12 protein-coding genes are annotated in these 17,489 nt (G+C 70.9%); 4 read left to right on the top strand and 8 right to left on the bottom strand.

The window, feature by feature from the left end; genetic code table 11:
- Positions 1–3,064: HAMP domain-containing protein (locus ACIDOF_RS36290; RefSeq protein WP_409010521.1), on the top strand; the 3,064-nt coding region annotated here is incomplete at its 5' end.
- Complete coding sequence (locus ACIDOF_RS36295; protein ID WP_409010522.1) at positions 3,061–3,624, top strand: two-component system response regulator; 564 nt, start codon at positions 3,061–3,063, stop codon at positions 3,622–3,624. The genes ACIDOF_RS36290 and ACIDOF_RS36295, both read left to right, overlap by 4 nt.
- A gap of 142 nt (positions 3,625–3,766) precedes the next feature.
- Here the strand turns inward: ACIDOF_RS36295 and ACIDOF_RS36300 are convergent, their stop codons facing one another.
- From ACIDOF_RS36300 to ACIDOF_RS36330, 7 genes are all read right to left on the bottom strand, one after another.
- On the bottom strand, positions 3,767–5,341 hold the full coding sequence (locus tag ACIDOF_RS36300; protein WP_409010523.1) for a GMC family oxidoreductase: 1,575 nt from the start codon (positions 5,339–5,341) through the stop codon (positions 3,767–3,769).
- The gene (locus ACIDOF_RS36305; RefSeq protein ID WP_409010524.1) at positions 5,338–6,912 is read right to left on the bottom strand and encodes an APC family permease; all 1,575 of its coding nucleotides are present in this window, start codon (positions 6,910–6,912) and stop codon (positions 5,338–5,340) included. The genes ACIDOF_RS36300 and ACIDOF_RS36305 overlap by 4 nt, the downstream gene beginning before the upstream one ends.
- A 21-nt stretch (positions 6,913–6,933) precedes the next feature.
- The gene (locus ACIDOF_RS36310; RefSeq protein ID WP_409010525.1) at positions 6,934–8,400 is read right to left on the bottom strand and encodes an aldehyde dehydrogenase family protein; all 1,467 of its coding nucleotides are present in this window, start codon (positions 8,398–8,400) and stop codon (positions 6,934–6,936) included.
- Positions 8,393–9,493: an aromatic ring-hydroxylating oxygenase subunit alpha gene (locus ACIDOF_RS36315; RefSeq protein ID WP_409010552.1), complete on the bottom strand. Its 1,101-nt coding sequence runs from the start codon at positions 9,491–9,493 to the stop codon at positions 8,393–8,395. The genes ACIDOF_RS36310 and ACIDOF_RS36315 overlap by 8 nt, the downstream gene beginning before the upstream one ends.
- A 68-nt stretch (positions 9,494–9,561) precedes the next feature.
- Positions 9,562–12,054 (bottom strand): FAD-dependent oxidoreductase, encoded by a 2,493-nt coding sequence (locus tag ACIDOF_RS36320; RefSeq protein ID WP_409010526.1) that lies wholly within the window; start codon positions 12,052–12,054, stop codon positions 9,562–9,564.
- 96 nt (positions 12,055–12,150) lie between these two features.
- Positions 12,151–13,236, bottom strand: a complete 1,086-nt coding sequence (locus tag ACIDOF_RS36325) for an S-(hydroxymethyl)mycothiol dehydrogenase (protein ID WP_409010527.1) — start codon at positions 13,234–13,236, stop codon at positions 12,151–12,153.
- Positions 13,237–13,438: 202 nt separating this feature from the next.
- Positions 13,439–14,182, bottom strand: a complete 744-nt coding sequence (locus ACIDOF_RS36330; protein WP_409010528.1) for an IclR family transcriptional regulator — start codon at positions 14,180–14,182, stop codon at positions 13,439–13,441.
- Positions 14,183–14,478: 296 nt separating this feature from the next.
- On the opposite strand from ACIDOF_RS36330, the gene ACIDOF_RS36335 reads away from it, so the two are divergent.
- Both ACIDOF_RS36335 and ACIDOF_RS36340 read left to right on the top strand, forming a co-directional pair.
- Entirely contained in the window at positions 14,479–14,802 is a 324-nt protein-coding gene (locus ACIDOF_RS36335; RefSeq protein WP_409010529.1) for a bifunctional 3-phenylpropionate/cinnamic acid dioxygenase ferredoxin subunit, read from the top strand.
- Positions 14,803–14,858: 56 nt separating this feature from the next.
- Complete coding sequence (locus tag ACIDOF_RS36340) at positions 14,859–16,070, top strand: NAD(P)/FAD-dependent oxidoreductase (protein ID WP_409010530.1); 1,212 nt, start codon at positions 14,859–14,861, stop codon at positions 16,068–16,070.
- An 81-nt stretch (positions 16,071–16,151) separates the two neighbouring features.
- Here the strand turns inward: ACIDOF_RS36340 and ACIDOF_RS36345 are convergent, their stop codons facing one another.
- Positions 16,152–17,471, bottom strand: coding sequence for an oligosaccharide MFS transporter (locus ACIDOF_RS36345; protein ID WP_409010531.1), 1,320 nt, complete (start codon positions 17,469–17,471; stop codon positions 16,152–16,154).
- Positions 17,472–17,489: the final 18 nt, after the last annotated feature.

Consider the following 17,489-nt stretch of genomic DNA (forward strand, 5'->3'; position numbering starts at 1 on the left):
CATGGCGTCGAACCTGACTTCACAGGTACGGAACATCGCCCAGGTCGCCACCGCCGTCGCCCAGGGCGACCTCGGCAAGACCATCACCGTCGAGGCCAAGGGCGAGATCCTGGAGCTCAAGTCGACCATCAACACGATGGTCGACCAGCTCTCCGCGTTCGCCGACGAGGTGACGCGGGTGGCGCGTGAGGTGGGTACGGAGGGCAACCTCGGCGGGCAGGCGCAGGTGCGGGGGGTGTCGGGGGTGTGGAAGGAGCTGACGGACAACGTCAACTTCATGGCGTCGAACCTGACGTCGCAGGTGCGCAACATCGCCCAGGTCACCACGGCCGTGGCCGACGGCGACCTGTCCAAGAAGATCACCGTGGACGCGCGCGGCGAGATCCAGCAGCTCAAGGACACCGTCAACACGATGGTCGACCAGCTGCGCGCCTTCGCCGACGAGGTCACCCGCGTCGCCCGCGAGGTGGGCACCGAGGGCAACCTCGGCGGGCGCGCGCAGGTGCACGGCATCTCCGGTGTGTGGCAGGACCTCACCGAGAACGTCAACTTCATGGCGGACAACCTGACGTCGCAGGTGCGGAACATCGCGCAGGTCGCCACCGCCGTCGCCCAGGGCGACCTGTCGAAGAAGATCGACGTGGATGCGCGCGGCGAGATCCTGGAGCTGAAGACCACCATCAACACGATGGTCGACACGCTCTCCTCGTTCTCCTCCGAGGTCACCCGCGTGGCCCGAGAGGTCGGCAGCGAGGGCCAGTTGGGCGGCCAGGCCCGCGTCGAGGGCGTCTACGGCACCTGGAAGCGGCTCACCACCGGCGTCAACGAGCTGGCCTCCAACCTCACCACCCAGGTACGCGCCATCGCCGAGGTCGCCAGCGCCGTCACCCAGGGCGACCTGTCCCGGTCCATCGCCGTCGAGGCCCGCGGCGAGGTCGCCGAGCTGAAGGACAACATCAACCTGATGGTGGCCAACCTCCGCGAGACCACCCGCGCCAAGGACTGGCTGGAGTCCAACCTGACCCGCATGGCCGCCCTGATGCAGGGCCACCGTGACCTGGTGGAGGTCGCCGGGCTGATCCTCGGCGAGCTGACCCCGCTGGTGAACGCCCAGTTCGGCGCGTTCTTCCTGGTCGACTCCAGCGGCGCGGGCACCGGTGACGACCTGCAGTTCATCGCCGGGTACGGCACCGACCAGGCCGGCGGCGGCAGTCCGCTGCCCGGCACCGGCACCCCCGGACGCGGGCTGATCGCGCAGGCCGCCAAGGAGAAGAAGCGCATCCTCGTCACCGACGCGCCGCCGGAGTACATCACCATAAGCTCCGGCCTCGGCGGCGCCCTGCCGGCCAGCATCGTCATCGTGCCGATCCTCTTCGAGGGCAAACTCCTCGGCGTCATCGAACTGGCCTCGCTCAGCAGGTTCAGCGACGTGCACCTGTCGTTCGTCGACCAGTTCGCCAACACCATCGGCGTCTCCTTCAACACCATCATCGCCAACTCCCGTACGGAATCGCTGCTTTCGGAGTCGCAGCGGCTGACCGCCGAACTCCGGCAGCGCTCCGAGGAGTTGCAGCGGTCCAACGCCGCCCTGGAGGAGAAGGCGGCGCTGCTCGCGACCGCGTCCCAGTACAAGTCGGAGTTCCTGGCGAACATGTCGCACGAGCTGCGCACCCCGCTCAACTCGCTGCTCATCCTCGCCCGGCTGCTCGCCGACAACCCCGACGGCCATCTCTCCGAGCAGGACGTGCAGTTCGCCACGACCATCCACCGCTCGGGCTCCGACCTGCTCCAACTCATCAGCGACATCCTCGACCTGTCGAAGATCGAGGCGGGCCGGATGGACGTCCACCCGGTCGAGCTGTCCCTGGACAAGCTGCTCACCTATGTCGACGCCACGTTCCGGCCGCTCACCGCCGACCGGGGGCTCGGCTTCAGCATCAGCGTCGACGACGACGTGCCGCGCGAGCTGTACTCCGACGAGCAGCGGCTCCAGCAGGTGCTGCGCAACCTGCTGTCCAACGCGGTGAAGTTCACCCACTCCGGCTCGGTGGAGCTGCGCGTCGAGCGGGTGTCGGGCGAGGAGTTCGACGGGGACGCTCTGCAGAACGCGGAGAACGTCATCGCGTTCCGGGTCAAGGACACCGGCATCGGCATCTCGCCCGACAAACTCCCCGTCGTCTTCGAGGCGTTCAAGCAGGCCGACGGCACCACCAACCGGAAGTACGGCGGCACCGGGCTCGGCCTGTCCATCAGCCGGGAGATCGCCCGTATGCTCGGCGGCCGGATCGTCGCCGAGAGCGAGCTGGGCGTCGGCTCCCAGTTCACGTTCTACTTCCCGGCCCGCCACCCCGGAGGGTCCGTACCGGCCGCCGAGCCCGCAACGGACCTGCCCCCGACGGAAGTCGACGGTACGACGGTCATCGCGCCCGGCACCGTGCGCGGCGCCGGCGGGAGCGGTACGGCCGAAGCGGCGGCGGTGCGGACCCCGCCGGAGGACGTGCCGTCGGTGCCGGACGTCGTGCCCGCGCTCGACGAGGGGCCGGTCGACGAGCCCGTGCCCGTGCACGTACCCGTCGCGCTGAGCGAGACGCGGGAGGACACCTGGCCGCAGACCACCCGGCTCAAGGAGTGGCTCAGCGGGCACACCGGGCAGCTGCTCGCCGGGCGCCGCATCCTCATCGTCGACGACGACATCCGCAACGTGTTCGCCCTGACGCATGTCCTCGGCCGCGTCGGCATCACCGTCAAGTACGCGGAGAACGGCCGCGAGGGCCTCGAGGTACTGCAGCGCAGCCCGGACGTGTCCGTGGTCCTGATGGACATCATGATGCCCGAGATGGACGGGTACGAGATGATCCAGGCGATCCGCAGCACACCCCGGCTCGCGCACCTCCCGATCATCGCCCTCACCGCCAAGGCCATGCCCGGCGACCGCGACAAGGCCATCGAGAGCGGCGCGTCCGAGTACGTGCCGAAGCCCGTGGACGTCGACCGGCTGCTGTCCGTCATCGTCGGCCTCCTCGAACCGGGCGGCGGAGGCGGGCCGGCGGAGGAGGAGTCGTGAGCGCCCCGGCGCCGGACCGGTGCAACATCCTCGTCGTCGACGACATGGAGGAGAACCTCCTCGCCCTGGAGGCCGTGCTCGGCCCGCTGCACCAGCGGCTGGTGCTCGCTCGGTCCGGGGAGGAGGCGTTGAAGGCGATGCTGCGGCAGGAGTTCGCGGTGGTGCTGCTCGACGTCGTCATGCCCGGCATGGACGGCTTCGAGACCGCCGGGGCGATCAAGCGGCTCGACCAGACGAAGAACGTCCCGATCATCCTCGTCACCGGGGTCAACCCCGACGCGGACTACACGTATCGGGGGTACGCGGTCGGCGCGGCGGACTTCCTGACCAAGCCGATCGACCCGTGGGTGCTGCGTACCAAGGTGAACGTATTCCTCGAACTGCACCGCAAGAAGCAGGAGTTGGCGGCGGCGCGGGCGGGGGTGGGGGAGCGGGTCGCCGCGGCGGTGGCGGAACTGGGGCGGGTCGAGGGGCTGTTGCGGGACAGCCCTGTACCCGACGCGCGGGAACTCGCGGAGCGGGTCGCGGCGGTGCGGCGGGAGGTGGCGGGGTTGGGGTGAGCTTTCCCCCACCCCGCCCCTTCCCGAAAGTCCTCAGCGGACACCTCCGGGGCTCCGCCCCGGACCCCGGGGCCGTCGTTCGTCTGCGGCTTTCGTCGTGGCCGCTCGCGCAGTTCCCCGCGCCCCTCAGGCGTCCCGGAGGTCAGCCTGCGTCCTGCCTCAGCAGGTCCGCGCACTTTTCGCCGATCATCATCGTCGTGATGCACGGGTTGACCGTCACCAGGTCCGGCATGACCGAGCCGTCGGCGACGCGCAGGCCGTCCACGCCCTTGACGCGGAGGCGGGCGTCGAGGGGGGCGAGGGGGTCGTCGTCGGCGCCCATCTTCACCGTGCACGCCGGGTGGTAGACGGTGTTGTGGGTCTTGTGGATGTAGTCCAGGAGCTCGTCGTCGGTGCGGACGTCCGGGCCCGGAGCCAGTTCCGCGCCCGCCCAGCCGCTGAGCGCCGGCTGTTCGGCGATGCGGCGCGCCAGCTTCAGGCCGTACGTCATCACGCGGACGTCGTGCTCGTCGGTGAAGTAGCGCGGGTCGACCATCGGCTTGTCCCGGAAGTCACGCGTGCGCAGCCGGACCGTGCCCTTGGAGCGGGCGCGGGTGACGTTCGGGGTGAGGCAGAACGCGTTGTCCGTCGTCGGGTAGCCGTGCCGGGCGGTGTTCATGTCGAACGGCACCTGGCCGTAGTGGAACATCAGGTCGGGGCGGTCGAGGCCCGGCTCGGTGTCGTAGAAGATGCCGGCCTCCCACCACTGGCTGGACTTGGTGGTCATGGGCTGCTTGGCCTGCCACATGATCACGCCCTCGGGGTGGTCCTGGAGGTTCTCGCCGACGCCCGGCGAGTCGACCAGCACGTCGACGCCCGTCTCGCGCAGGTGGGTCGACGGGCCGATGCCGGAGAGCATCAGCAGCTTCGGGGTGTCGATCGAGCCGCAGGAGACGATCACCTCGCGGCGGGCGCGGATCGTGCGGGTGTGGATCTGGTCCGGGTCCAGGTACTCCGTACCCACGCAGCGGCGCCCCTCGAAGACCAGGCGCTTCGCGCGGACGCCCGTACGCACCTCCAGGTTGGGGCGCTTGCCCATGATCGGGTGGAGGTAGGCGACCGAGGACGACTGGCGGACGTTGTTCTCGTCCGAGTTGATCTGGAACCAGTTGGCGCCGCGGATCACCGTCTTCCCGGTGTTGAACGGCGTCGTCGGGATGCCCGCCTGGGCGCAGGCCTCCAACAGGGCGTTGCCGCACGGGTCGTCCGCGCCCTTGAGGGTGCGCAGCTTCACCGGGCCGGAGCGGCCGTGGTGGTCGCCGGGGGCGTCGTTGTTCTCCAGGCGTTGGTAGAGCGGGAAGAGTTCCTCGGCCGTCCAGCCCGTACAGCCGCCGGCCGCCCACGCGTCGAGGTCCTCGGCCGGGGCCCAGAAGGCGATGCAGGAGTTGTGCGAGGAGCAGCCGCCGAGCACCTTGGCGCGGGCGTGCCGCATGAAGCTGTTGCCGCTGGACTGCGGCTCGACCGGGTAGTCCCAGTCGTACCCGGACTCCAACAGGCCCATCCAGCGGTCGAGTTGGAGGACGTCGGCGTCGCCGACGTCGCTCGGTCCGGCCTCCAGGACGCACACGGTGACGTTCGGGTCCTCGGAGAGGCGGGCCGCGACGACATTGCCCGCGGTGCCGCCGCCGACGACCACGTAGTCGAAGACATCGGCGGGAACAGTCGCTTCGGAACTCATGAGGTGGTGACCTCCTCCAGGTCGGCGGCAGGGGTGGCAGCAGGTGGTGCGGGGGACTGGGCCGCGTGCTCGGCGAGGACGCCGGTGCGGTGCCGCTGGACGAACCAGTAGTAGGCGAATCCGCCGCCGGCGATCAGGCCGACGAACAGGACGGCGCCCCAGCGCAGATACCAGTGGTACGGGGCGGTGGCGTTGTAGACGGCGGCGCGCGGCCAGAGCAGGTTGACGGTCATGGCCCCGCCCCACAGCACGGCGAGGACGTTGACGGGCAGCCCCCAGCGGCCGAGCGAGAACCTGCCCTCGGCGGGCTGCCACTTGCCGCGCAGCCGGGCGACCAGCATCGGCACGGTGACCAGCAGATACGCCGCGTAGATCATGATGATGCCGATGCTGGTGACGACGGTGAAGATCTGCGGCTGGCGGATGTTCACGACGAGGATCGCGAGCGACAGCACACCGATGACGATCGCGGGCGCCACGGGCGTCTTGAAGCGCGGGCTGACCCGGGCGAGCAGCGAGGCCGCGGGCAGGTTGTTGTCGCGGGACATCGCGAACGCGAGCCGGATCGCGGCCGTGTGCACGGCCAGGGCGCAGACCGTGACGGCGATGAGCACGCACCACAGCATGGCCTTGCCGGCCGTGGGCCCGAGCACGTCCAGGACCACGTACTGCAGTCCGTCCGAGGACAGCTTCTCGCCGCGCAGCGAGGAGACGCTCATCAGGGCGAGCAGCAGGATCAGCCCGCCGAGGACGAACGAGGCGACGATCGAGCGGATGATGGCGCGCGGCGCGTTCCGCGACGGGTCGAGGGACTCCTCGCCCAGCGAGGCCGCGGTGTCGAAGCCGTACATCACGTACGCGGAGGCGAGCGAGGCGACGAGGAAGGCGCCGAGATAGCCGAAGGACTGGCCGTCCCCCGTGTGGGCCGTCTCGGTGACCACCTGCGGGCCACGCACGACGTGCACCGCGAAGAGCACGATCAGTACGACGGTGGCGATCAGCTCGATGAACACGCCGGCGGTGTTGATCCGGGCCATCAGCTTGACGCCGAAGGCGTTGACGAGCGTGGTGAACAGGATCAGCACGGCGGCCAGGATCACCGCGTTCGTGGCCACGTCGTACCGGCCCGTGCCGTCGCCCACGAACTGGAAGAACGACGAGATCTGCGGCAGCGTCAGCTGGTAGGCGAGGGCGACGGCCGCGATCGACACGACCGAGGCGAGCAGCATCATCCAGCCCGCGAGCCAGCCGACGTGCGGATTGCCCACCTTCTTCGCCCAGTTGTAGACCGAGCCGGCGACCGGATAGCGGGCGGCGAGCTCCGCGAAGCAGAGGGCCACCATGAACTGGCCGACGAACACCATCGGCCAGGACCACCAGTAGGCCGGGCCGCCGTTCGCGTAGCCGAAGTAGAAGAGCTGGAAGGTGCCGGTGAGGATGGAGATGTAGCTGATGCCGGCGGCGAAGGTGTGGAAGTTGCCTAGGGTGCGCTTGAGTTCGGGACGGTAGCCGAACTCCTCCAGTTCGGCGTCGTCCCTGTCGTCGGAGGGTGGAGTCGGAGTCGGATTCATGCGCGTCTCCTCGGGGTTCGGTTATGCGAACCAGCCCTGCGGAACCGGGCGGGTGTTGCGCCAGATGTGCTTCGTCTCGCGGTACTCGGCGAGCCCGGCGGGCCCCAGCTCGCGGCCGAAGCCGGACTGCTTGTAGCCGCCCCACTCGGCCTGCGGGACGTACGGGTGGAAGTCGTTGATCCACACCGTGCCGAGGCGCAGCCGGGACGCGACCCGGCTCGCCCGCGCCTCGTCGCTCGTCCAGACGGCGCCCGCGAGGCCGTAGATGCTGGAGTTGGCGAGGCGTACGGCCTCCTGCTCGTCGGTGAACCGCTCGACCGTGAGGACCGGACCGAACGACTCGTCCTGGACCACCGACATGCCGTCCGTGCACGCGTCCAGGACCGTCGGCAGGTAGTAGAAGCCGTTGTCGTACTCCGCGCCGGAGGGCCGGGCCCCGCCGCAGCGCAGCACCGCCCCTTCCCGCAGGCCGCGTTCGACGTACGCCTCGACCTTCGCGCGGTGGGCCGCCGAGATCAGCGGGCCGGTCTGGGCGCGGTCGTCGAAGGGGCCGCCGAGCCGGATGCGTTCCGCCCTGCGCACCAGCTCGTCGACGAACCGGTCGTGCAGCGAGTCCTCGACGAGGAGCCGGGTGCCGGCCGAGCAGACCTGGCCGGAGTGCAGGAACACCGCGGTGAGCGCCATGTCGACGGCCGCCTCGAAGTCGGCGTCCGCGAAGACGATGTTGGGGTTCTTGCCGCCGAGTTCGAGGGCGACCTTCTTCACCGTGGCCGCGGCGGTCGCCATCAGGTGCCGGCCGGTGGCGAGGCCGCCGGTGAACGACACCAGGTCGACGTCCGGGTGTTCGGCGAGCGGGCCGCCCGCCTCGGGGCCCGCGCCGAGGACCAGGTTGGCGACCCCGTCGGGGAGTCCGGCCTCGGCGAGCAGCCGGACGAGGTGGATCGCGGTGTGCGGGGTGAGTTCGCTGGGCTTCAGGACGAAGGTGTTGCCGGCGGCGAGCGCGGGCGCGACCTTCCACGCGGTCTGCAGCAGCGGGTAGTTCCACGGGGTGATCAGCGCGCACACGCCGACCGGCTCGTGCACGACCCGGCTCTCCTGGTCCGGCACGCCCGTCTCGACGACCCGGCCCGCGTCGGCCGCGGCCGACCTGCCGAAGTACCGGAAGCAGTTGGCGATGTCGTCCATGTCGTACGCGCTCTCCACCAGGCGTTTGCCGGTGTCGAGGGACTCCGCGCGGGCGAGGGAGTCCTTGTCGCGGACGAGCAGGTCGGCGACGCGAAGCAGCAGGTCGCCGCGCTCGGCGCCGGTGGTGTGCGGCCAGGGGCCCTCGTCGAACGCGCGCCGGGCGGCCGCGATCGCGTCCAGGGTGTCCTTGCCGTCCGCCTCGTCGACGACCGCGACGAGCGAACCGTCGGCGGGACAGCGGATCTCGCGCGTGCGCCCTTCCCGCGGGGAGGTCCACGTACCGTCGATGAACAGGTCAGGCATGCTCGCCTCCCAGCTGCTGCAGCAGCCACTCGTGGAAGATGACGATGTGGTGCTCGGTCGGCACGAGGACGCCGCCGGCGCGGTAGGCGCGGGAGCTCATCGCGGGCTGGGTGCGCTCGCAGGCCTCGAAGTCCTGGGCGTTGACCCGGTGGAACAGCTCGACCGACTTCGACAGGTCGGCGCCGGAGTCGACGACCTCGGGCGCGTACAGCCAGTCGCACTCGACGATCGTGCGGTCCTCGGCGAGCGGGAACATCCGGTGCAGGATCACGTGGTCCGGGACCAGGTTCACGAACACGGTCGGCTTGACCGTCATCGCGTAGTAGCGGCGGTCCTGGTCGTCGGCGACCTCGGGCAGTTTGGCGAAGCCCTCGCTGCCGTCGACGGTGAAGCCCTTGACGTCGTCGCCGAACTCGGCGCCGTGGCCGACGTAGTACTGCGCCGCGTAGCCGTCCGCGAACTCCGGGAGGACCTCGGTGAGTTCGGGGTGGATGGTCGCGCAGTGGTAGCACTCCATGAAGTTCTCGACGATCAGCTTCCAGTTCGCCTTCACGTCGTAACGGATGCGCTTGCCGAGCGCGAGGCCCTCGGTGCGGTAGTGGTCGATGGCCGCGACGTCGCCGAGGCGCTCCACGGCCGCGCCGATCACCGTCTCCTCGAAGGACGGCGGCTCGTCGGCCAGGCACACCCAGGCGTAGCCGAGCCACTCCCGCAGCGCGACCTTGATCAGGCCGTACTCGGAGCGGTCCACGTCCGGCATCTTCGTCAGGTTGGGCGCGGCGACGAGCTTGCCGTCGAGGTCGTACGTCCACGCGTGGTACGGGCACTGCAGGTTGCGCCGCACCTCGCCGGACTCCTCGGTGCACAGCTGGGCGCCGCGGTGCCGGCAGACGTTCAGGAACGCGCGCAGCTCACCGGTGCGGGACCGGGTGATCAGGACGCTCTCCCGGCCGACCTGCACGGTCCGGAACGCGCCGGGCTTCTCCAGGTCGGCGCTGCGCACGGCGCAGAACCACATGGTCTCGAAGACGCGCTCCTGCTCCAGGCGGAACAGCGCGGGGTCGGTGTAGTAGTGCCCGGGGAGGGTGGCCATGAGGCTGGGGGCGACGGGGGTCGTCGTCACGTACGTACTCCTCGTGAGGTCGCTTGAGGAAACTCGAACTAGCGGCGGATGCGGGCCATTTGGGGGTCGAACAGCGGCTCTTCGGCGACCGTCGCCGGAACCTTCTCGCCGAAGTACTCGATGTGCACTCCGGCCCCCTCGGGCAGCGGCGGCAGCCACGCGTAGGCGACGCAGCGGCCGAGGGTGTAGCCGTACGAGGCGCTGGTGACGTACCCGGCGGGGGCGCCGTCGACGTGCACGGGCTCGTGACCGAGGACGACGGCGGCCGGGTCGTCGAGCAGCAGCGGCGTCAACTTCCGCGCGGGCTCGCCGAGTTGAGCGAGGGCGTCGCGGCCCAGGAAGTCGCCGCGGTCCATGCGGACGGCGAAGCCGATGCCCGCCTCGTACGGGTTGTGCTCGGTGGTCATGTCGTGGCCCCAGGAGCGGTAGCCCTTCTCCAGGCGGAGGCTGTTGAACGCGGACCGGCCGGCCGCGATCACCCCGTGCTCCCGCCCGGCCTCCCAGAGCGTGTCCCAGAGCCGGAGCCCCAGGTCGGCGCTGGTGTACAGCTCCCAGCCCAGCTCACCCACGTACGACAGGCGCATCGCGGTGACCGGGACGTGCCCGAGGTAGGTCTCCTTGGCGCGGAAGTAGCCGAAGCCCTCGTGCGAGAAGTCGTCGCGGGTCAGCGGCTGCACGAGGGCGCGGGCGAGCGGGCCCCACACGCCGATGCAGCAGGTGCCGGACGTGATGTCGCGGATGTGCACGTGGGCGGGCGCGTGCCGCAGCAGCCAGTCGAGGTCGGCGGGCGAGTTGGCGCCGATCTGGAACCGGTCGCGGCCGAGCCGGGCCACGGTCAGGTCGGAGCGGATGCCGCCGTCCTCGTTCAGGAGCAGCGTGTACGTGACCGCGCCGGGCATCTTCGCGAGGTTGTTGGACGTCATGCGCTGCAGGAAGTCCAGGGCGCCGGGGCCGGTCACCTCCAGGCGGCGCAGCGGCGTCATGTCGTACAGCGCCACCTTCTCGCGCGTGGCCCTCGCCTCGGCGGCGGCGATCGGCGACCAGTGGCGGGCCGACCAGGCGTCCCGCTCGGGCAGTGAAATCCCTTCCGCCAGCGCCGAGTTGGCCTCGTACCAGTGCGGGCGCTCCCAGCCGCCGCCCTCCAGGAAGACCGCGCCGAGCTCCTGCTGCCGGGCGTGGAAGGGGCTGACGCGCAGCGGCCTCGGGTCGCCCGCGGGCTGCAGCGGGTGCAGCACGTCGTACACCTCGACGAACTGCCGCGCCCCGCGGTCGTGCACGTACGCGGGGGAGCGCTGGGCGTCCTCGAACCGGGTGAGGTCGCACTCGTGCAGGTCGAGGGAGGGCTTCCCGTCGACCATCCACTCGGCCACGGCCTTGGCGACGCCCGCCGAGTGCGTGACCCACACGGCCTCCGCGAGCCAGAAGCCGCGCAGCTGCCGGGCCTCGCCGAGCAACGGCATGCCGTCGGGCGTGAACGAGAAGACCCCGTTGAAGCCCTCCTCGACCTCCGCGTCCCGGAGCATCGGGAGCAGCCACTTGCAGTCCTCCCAGCTCGGCGCCCAGTCCTCCTCGGTGAACGGGTACGAGGACGGCATAGCCATGTTGTTCGCGCGGGCCGTGTCGTAGTCGAGCAGCGCGAACGGGTCGACGGGCAGCGGCTTGTGGGCGTAGGAGCCGATGCCGATGCGGTCGGTGTGCTCGCGGAAGTACAGGTCGCGGTCCTGGAACCGCAGGATCGGCCGGGACGCCTCGGTACGCGGGTCGTTGGCCCCGGCGAGCTCGGGCAGCGGCTTCGTTTTCGCGTACTGGTGGGCGAGGGGGAGCAGCGGTACATCGACGCCGGCCATGCGGCCGACGACCGGGCCCCAGAATCCGGCGGCGGACACCACGTGGTCGGCCGGGAACGTGCCCCGGTCGGTGACGACGGCGGTGACCCGGCCGTCCTCCTGCTCGATGCCGGTCACGGTGTGCCGGTCGAGGAACGTGGCGCCGCGCTGCTCGGCCCGCTCCATCTGGGCGCGGGCGGCGAGCAGGGCGCGGGCGAGGCCGTCCTCCGGGGTGTGGAAGCCGCCGAGGACCTTCGACTCGTCGATGTGCGGCCAGAGTTCCTTGCAGCGGGCCGCCGACACCAGCTCGCCGCGCACACCCCAGGCGGCGGCCCAGCCGGCCTTGCGGTGCAGGTCGGCCCAGCGCTCGGGGGTGGTCGCGAGTTCGAGCCCGCCGACCGGGTTGAAGCACGAAAGCCCGTCCACTTGAAGAGAGTTGAACTTCTCCACGGTGTACTTGGCGAACTCGGTGAGGGTCTTCGACGGGCTCGTACGGAAGACCAGGCCGGGGGCGTGCGAGGTGGAGCCGCCGGGGGCGGGCAGGGGGCCCTGTTCGAGGACGGTGACGTCGCTCCAGCCGCGGGCGGTGAGCTCGTCGGCGAGGGAGCAGCCGACGATGCCGGCGCCGATGACGACGACACGGGAACCGGCGGAGTCCGGGCCGTTCTCGGGTGCGGCCGGGCCGTTTTCGGGTGTGCTGGACATGCCTCTCCTCGGGCGGTGAGGTCCGGTGAATTGCCGTACGCAGGCAGGGAGTTGGGGCGCGTGCCGGAGTCCGGCGGGTGCCCGGGGGAGGGAGGGTCAGAGCACGACGACGGAGCGGAGCACCTCGCCCCGGTGCATCTTGGCGAAGGCCTCCTCGACCTGGTCGAGGGCGATCGTCTCGGTGATGAAGCCGTTCAGGTCGAGCAGCCCGTACAGGTACTGGTCGATGAGGACCGGGAAGTCGCGGGTCGGCAGGCAGTCGCCGTACCAGGACGACTTGAGCGCGCCGCCGCGGCCGAACAGGTCGATCAGCGGGATCTCGACCTTCATGTCCGGGTCGGGCACGCCGACCTGGACCAGGGTGCCTGCGTGGTCGCGCATGTAGAAGGCCTGCTTGTACGTCTCCGGGCGGCCGACCGCGTCGATGGCGATGTCGACGCCGAAGCCGTCGGTGAGGGCGCGGACCGCCTCGACGGGGTCCGTGCCGCGGGAGTTGATGGTGTGGGTCGCGCCGAACTTCTCGGCCACGTCGAGCTTCTTGTCGTCGACGTCGACGGCGATGACCTTGCGGGCGCCGTTCAGGCAGGCCCCGGCGATGGCCGCGTTGCCCACGCCGCCGCAGCCGATCACGGCCACGGTGTCGCCGCGCTGCACGTTGCCGGTGTTGACGGCCGCCCCGTACCCGGCCATCACGCCGCAGCCGATCAGGCCCGCGGCCTCGGGGCGGGCGGCCGCGTCGACCTTCACCGCCTGCCCGGCCGCGACCAGCGTCTTCTCGGCGAACGCGCCGATGCCGAGGGCCGGGCTGAGCGGGGTGCCGTCGAGCAGGGTCATCGGCTGCGCGGCATTGCGGGAGTCGAAGCAGTACCACGGGCGGCCGCGGCGACAGGAACGGCAGGTGCCGCAGGGCGCGCGCCAGGCGATCACCACGTAGTCGCCGGGGGCGAGGTCCGTGACGCCGTCGCCGACCGACTCGACCGTGCCCGCGGCCTCGTGGCCGAGCAGGAACGGGAAGTCGTCGTTGATCGCGCCCTCCCGGTAGTGCAGATCCGTGTGGCAGACCCCGCAGGCCTGCACCTTGACCAGGACCTCTCCCGGGCCGGGATCGGGGACGACGATCGTCTGCACCTCGACGGGTGCGCCCTTCTTGAGGGCGACGACGGCGCGGACCTCGTGTGGCACGACCAACTCCCTTGATGTTGCGCTCTGCGCTTCGCATTGCGCGATGAGAGACGAGATGGCTCACATCTTGGGAACGCGTTCACGATGCCGTCAAGGGGTGCGAATCAAGCATTGGCAAAACGATGCTGACGCCCCGTCAGGGCGCGTGTGCCCACGACCTGCCCCGAAAGGTGTACGGCGCAGGGGTGGGCGTCGCGCGTTCTCACAGGCCGTGCCCCATCCGCCGGGACAGCTCGGCCGCCGCCTCGACCGTGCGCCGGGCGAGCTCCGGAATGCGGTCCTCGGTGAGCCGGTACACCGGCCCGGAGACGCTGACCGCGCCGAGCACCTTCCCGTCGTGCGATCGGGCCGGCGCCGCCACGGAGGCGAGCCCGATCTCCAGCTCCTCGACGGCCACGGCGAAGTCCCGCCCGCCCACCTCCGCCAGCTCGTCGCGCAGCGCGGCCGCGTTGACGACCGTACGCGCGGTGAACCGCGGCAGGCTGCGGGCGAGCAGGCCCTCGCGCAGCGTCGGCGGCAGATGCGCGAGCAGCACCTTGCCGCTGGACGTGGCGTGCAGCGGGGTGCGGCGGCCGAGCCAGTTCTGCGCGGTGACAGCGGCCGGGCCCCGGGCCTGCATGATGTTGACCGCCGCGTCGTCGTCGAGGATCGCGATGTTGACCGTCTCGCCCAGCTCGTCGGCCAGGTCGCGGCAGACCGGCGCGCCCTCCTGCGAGATGTCCATGCGTGCTGCGGCCGCCCCCGCCAGGCGCAGCACACCGGCCCCGAGGTAGTACTTGCCGCGGTCCGCCGACTGGTTGACGAGCCCGCGCTGCTCCAGAACGCCGAGCAGCCGGAACGCGGTCGACTTGTGCACCCCCAACTCCTCGGCGATCAGGGCCACTCCGGCCTCGCCGTGCCGCGCCAGGCTCTCCAGTGCGCTCACCGCACGGTCCACGGACTGCACCGAGCCGGCCGACCCCTTCGCCGCCCGCTCCGACGGCCCTCGCGGGGGTCTCGATCCGGACACTTCCCGAGTGGCTTCCGTAGCCGTCGCCCTGTCCGTCGTACCTGCTCTGACCTGCACTTGTTCACGGGGCATAGGTCACCTCCCACGGCGTCGCGGCCGGCCTTCGGACCGCATCTGCGAGAACCCTCTTGACGTACGGGGCATCCCGCCCGGATTCTGTTGCGCACAACGCACGTCAGTGCGTGATGCGGAACAGTAGGTTACCGAACGGTCCAGAACCAAGAGGGGTGCCCGTGATTCCCGTCTGCCGCCTCGAAGAGCTCCCTGAAGGCGCATCCGTCCGCGTGGACGTCGAACCGCCCATCGCCGTGTTCCACGCGGAGGACGGCGAGTTGTACGCCATCGACGACACCTGCACCCACCAGGACGCCTCGCTCTCCGAGGGACTCCTGGAGGGCTGCCTGGTCGAATGCCCGCTCCACGAGGCCTCGTTCGACCTGCGCACGGGCAAGCCCACCTGCCTCCCGGCCCGGCGCCCCGTCCGCACGCACCGCGTCACCGTGGAGGACGGCATGATCCACGTCCACCGCGGCGACGAGGAGAACGCCGCGGCCTGAGGTCGCCGGCCCCGCCCCGCCTGCTATCCCGAGATCGACGAGAAAGGCACAGCCTCATGAGGACCGTGACCGTGGTGGGCGCCTCGCTCGCCGGACTGTACGCCGCCCGGGAACTGCGGGCGCAGGGCTTCGACGGCCGACTGGTGATCGTCGGCGAGGAGCAGCACCGGCCCTACGACCGGCCGCCGCTGTCCAAGGACTTCCTCGCCGGCAAGGCCACCGAGGAGGACCTCGCGCTCTCCGACGACGAGGAGACCCTGGAACTCGGCGCCGAGTGGATGTTCGGCGTCCGCGCCCGCGGCCTCGACGCCCGCGGCCGCACCGTACTCCTGGAGAACGGCCGCACCGTCTCCACCGACGGCGTCGTCATCGCCACCGGCGCCCGCGCCCGCCGCCTCCCCGGCCCGCTCCTGCCCGGCGTCCACACGCTCCGCACCCTCGACGAGGCCCGCGCGCTCCGCACCGACCTGCGGCGCGGCACGCAGCGCGTCGTCGTCATCGGCGGCGGCTTCATCGGCGCCGAGACCGCCTCGTCCTGCGCGGCGATGGGCCACGACGTCACGGTCGTCGAGGCCGCGCCGATGCCGCTGCTCCCGCAACTCGGCCCGGAGATGGCCGCGGTCGTCGCCCGGCTGCACGAGCGCGGCGGCGTCCGCCTCGTCACGGGTACGGGCGTCGCCGCCATCGAGGGCGAGACCGCGGTGACCGGCGTGCGCCTCGCCGACGGACGCCTCTTCCCCGCCGACGTGGTCGTCGTCGGCATCGGCGCGACCCCCAACACCGAGTGGCTGGCCGGCTCCACCCTCGCCGTCCACGACGGGGTGCTCTGCGACGACGGCTGCGTCACCAACCTCCCGCAGGTCGTCGCGGTCGGCGACGTGGCCCGCGTCGGCGGCCACCGCGCCGAGCACTGGACCAGCGCCACGGCCCAGCCCCGCGTCGCCGTCCGCAACCTGCTCGCCGGGCACACCGTCGAACACGTCCGCCCGCTGCCGTACTTCTGGTCCGACCAGTACGGCTCCCGCATCCAGTTCGCCGGCCGCCGCGAACAGGGCGACGTCCCGCGCGTCGTCGAGGGCTCCACGGAGGAGGGCGGCTTCCTCGCGGTCTACGAGCGCGACGCCCGCACCACCGCGGTCCTCGCCCTCGACCGCCCCCGCCCCTTCACCCGCCTCCGCCGCGAACTGGCCCGCACGGACGCCCAGTCGACACCGGTGACGGCCACGTCGCCCGCGCCCACAGCTGCTCCGGTTCCGGCCGCCGTCTGACGTGCACCGCACCCGAAGGAGGGGAGGGGCACCCGGTCGACCGGGCGCCCCTCCCCTCGTACGCCCTCGATGCAAGGGAGTTCAGACCCTCGCCGGTTCCGGCTCCGGCTCCGGCAGCGCGGTCGGGACCGGCTCCGGCAGTCCCTTCGCGTCCGGGCGGAGGGTCCATACCGAGAGGGCCGTGAACGCGGCGACGCAGACGGACATGACGAGGTAGGTCGGGGCGTAGCCCAGGGCGTCGTAGCCGAGGCCCGCCAGCGGGGAGATGACCGCGGCGCCGACCTGGGTGGCGAGCTGGAAGCCGACCAGGTAGATCGACGAGGAGAGCCGCGGCTCGAAGTGCCGGTTGATGTACTTGAAGATCGCGATCAGCATGATCGGCAGCTCGACCGCGTGCAGCAGCTTCACCGCCGAGATCGCGAACGGGTCGGTGACCAGGCCCGACAGGAAGATGCGGGTCGCCATGACGCAGCCCGAGACGAGCAGCGACTTCTTCGGCCCGAGCCGGTTCACCAGGAACGGCGCGAGCGCCATCCCGCCCGCCTCCAGGAACACCTGCACGGAGTTCAGGTCGCTGTACATCCGGTTGCCCTCGGCCGTGGACGAGAACAGCGAGGCGAAGTAGGACGGGAACATCGCGTCGTACGTGTTGTACGTCGCCGTCACCGCGACCACGAACAGGAGCAGGCCGCAGAACGCGGGGTAGCGCAGCAGGGAGCGGACGTCGGCGAGCGAGACCGACGCGGCGGCGTGGTCGACGGCGGCGGCGCGGCGGCCGTCGGTCACCCGGATCGCGACGAGCAGCGCGACGAAGACGGCCGCACTGCCGGACGCGGCCCAGAAGTTGAGCGCCGGGTCGATGTTGAAGAGACGCCCCGCGAAGAAGGTCGCCGCAGCCCAGCCGAGTGAGCCGAACATCCGGGCGCGGCCGAACTCGAAGCCGTGGAACCGGCCGAGCCGCTCGGCGTAGCTCTCCAGTGTGGCCACCGCCACCGCGAACGCCATCGCCAGGTACGCCGAGCCCACGATCAGGCCGAGCGCGAACTGGGCCTTGAGCAGCGGCCCGTACACGTAGATGTACATCGGGCCGACGAGCAGCATCAGGCCGCCGATCCAGTACAGCAGGTTCTTGCGCAGGCCGAGCCGGTCCTGGAGGAAGCCGTAGACCGGCATCGTCAGCAGGCAGCCGACGGCGTTGGCGCTGATCACCAGGGAGCTGCGGCCTGCGCTCAGGCCGATGTCCTGGGTGAGCCAGATGGAGAACAGCGACCAGGACAGGGACCAGGTCACGAAGAACATGAAGAGGGCCGCGCTGATCAGCGAGAAGTTCAGGCGCCGCCTGCTCTTCCCCGGCTCTGCTGTCGTGGCGGTGGGCGAGGCCGTAGGGCTCTGCGTCGTCATGGCGCTCCCTTGCGCGCA

The sequence above is a fragment of the Streptomyces sp. Da 82-17 genome (assembly GCF_046098215.1).
GTDB lineage: Bacteria > Actinomycetota > Actinomycetes > Streptomycetales > Streptomycetaceae > Streptomyces.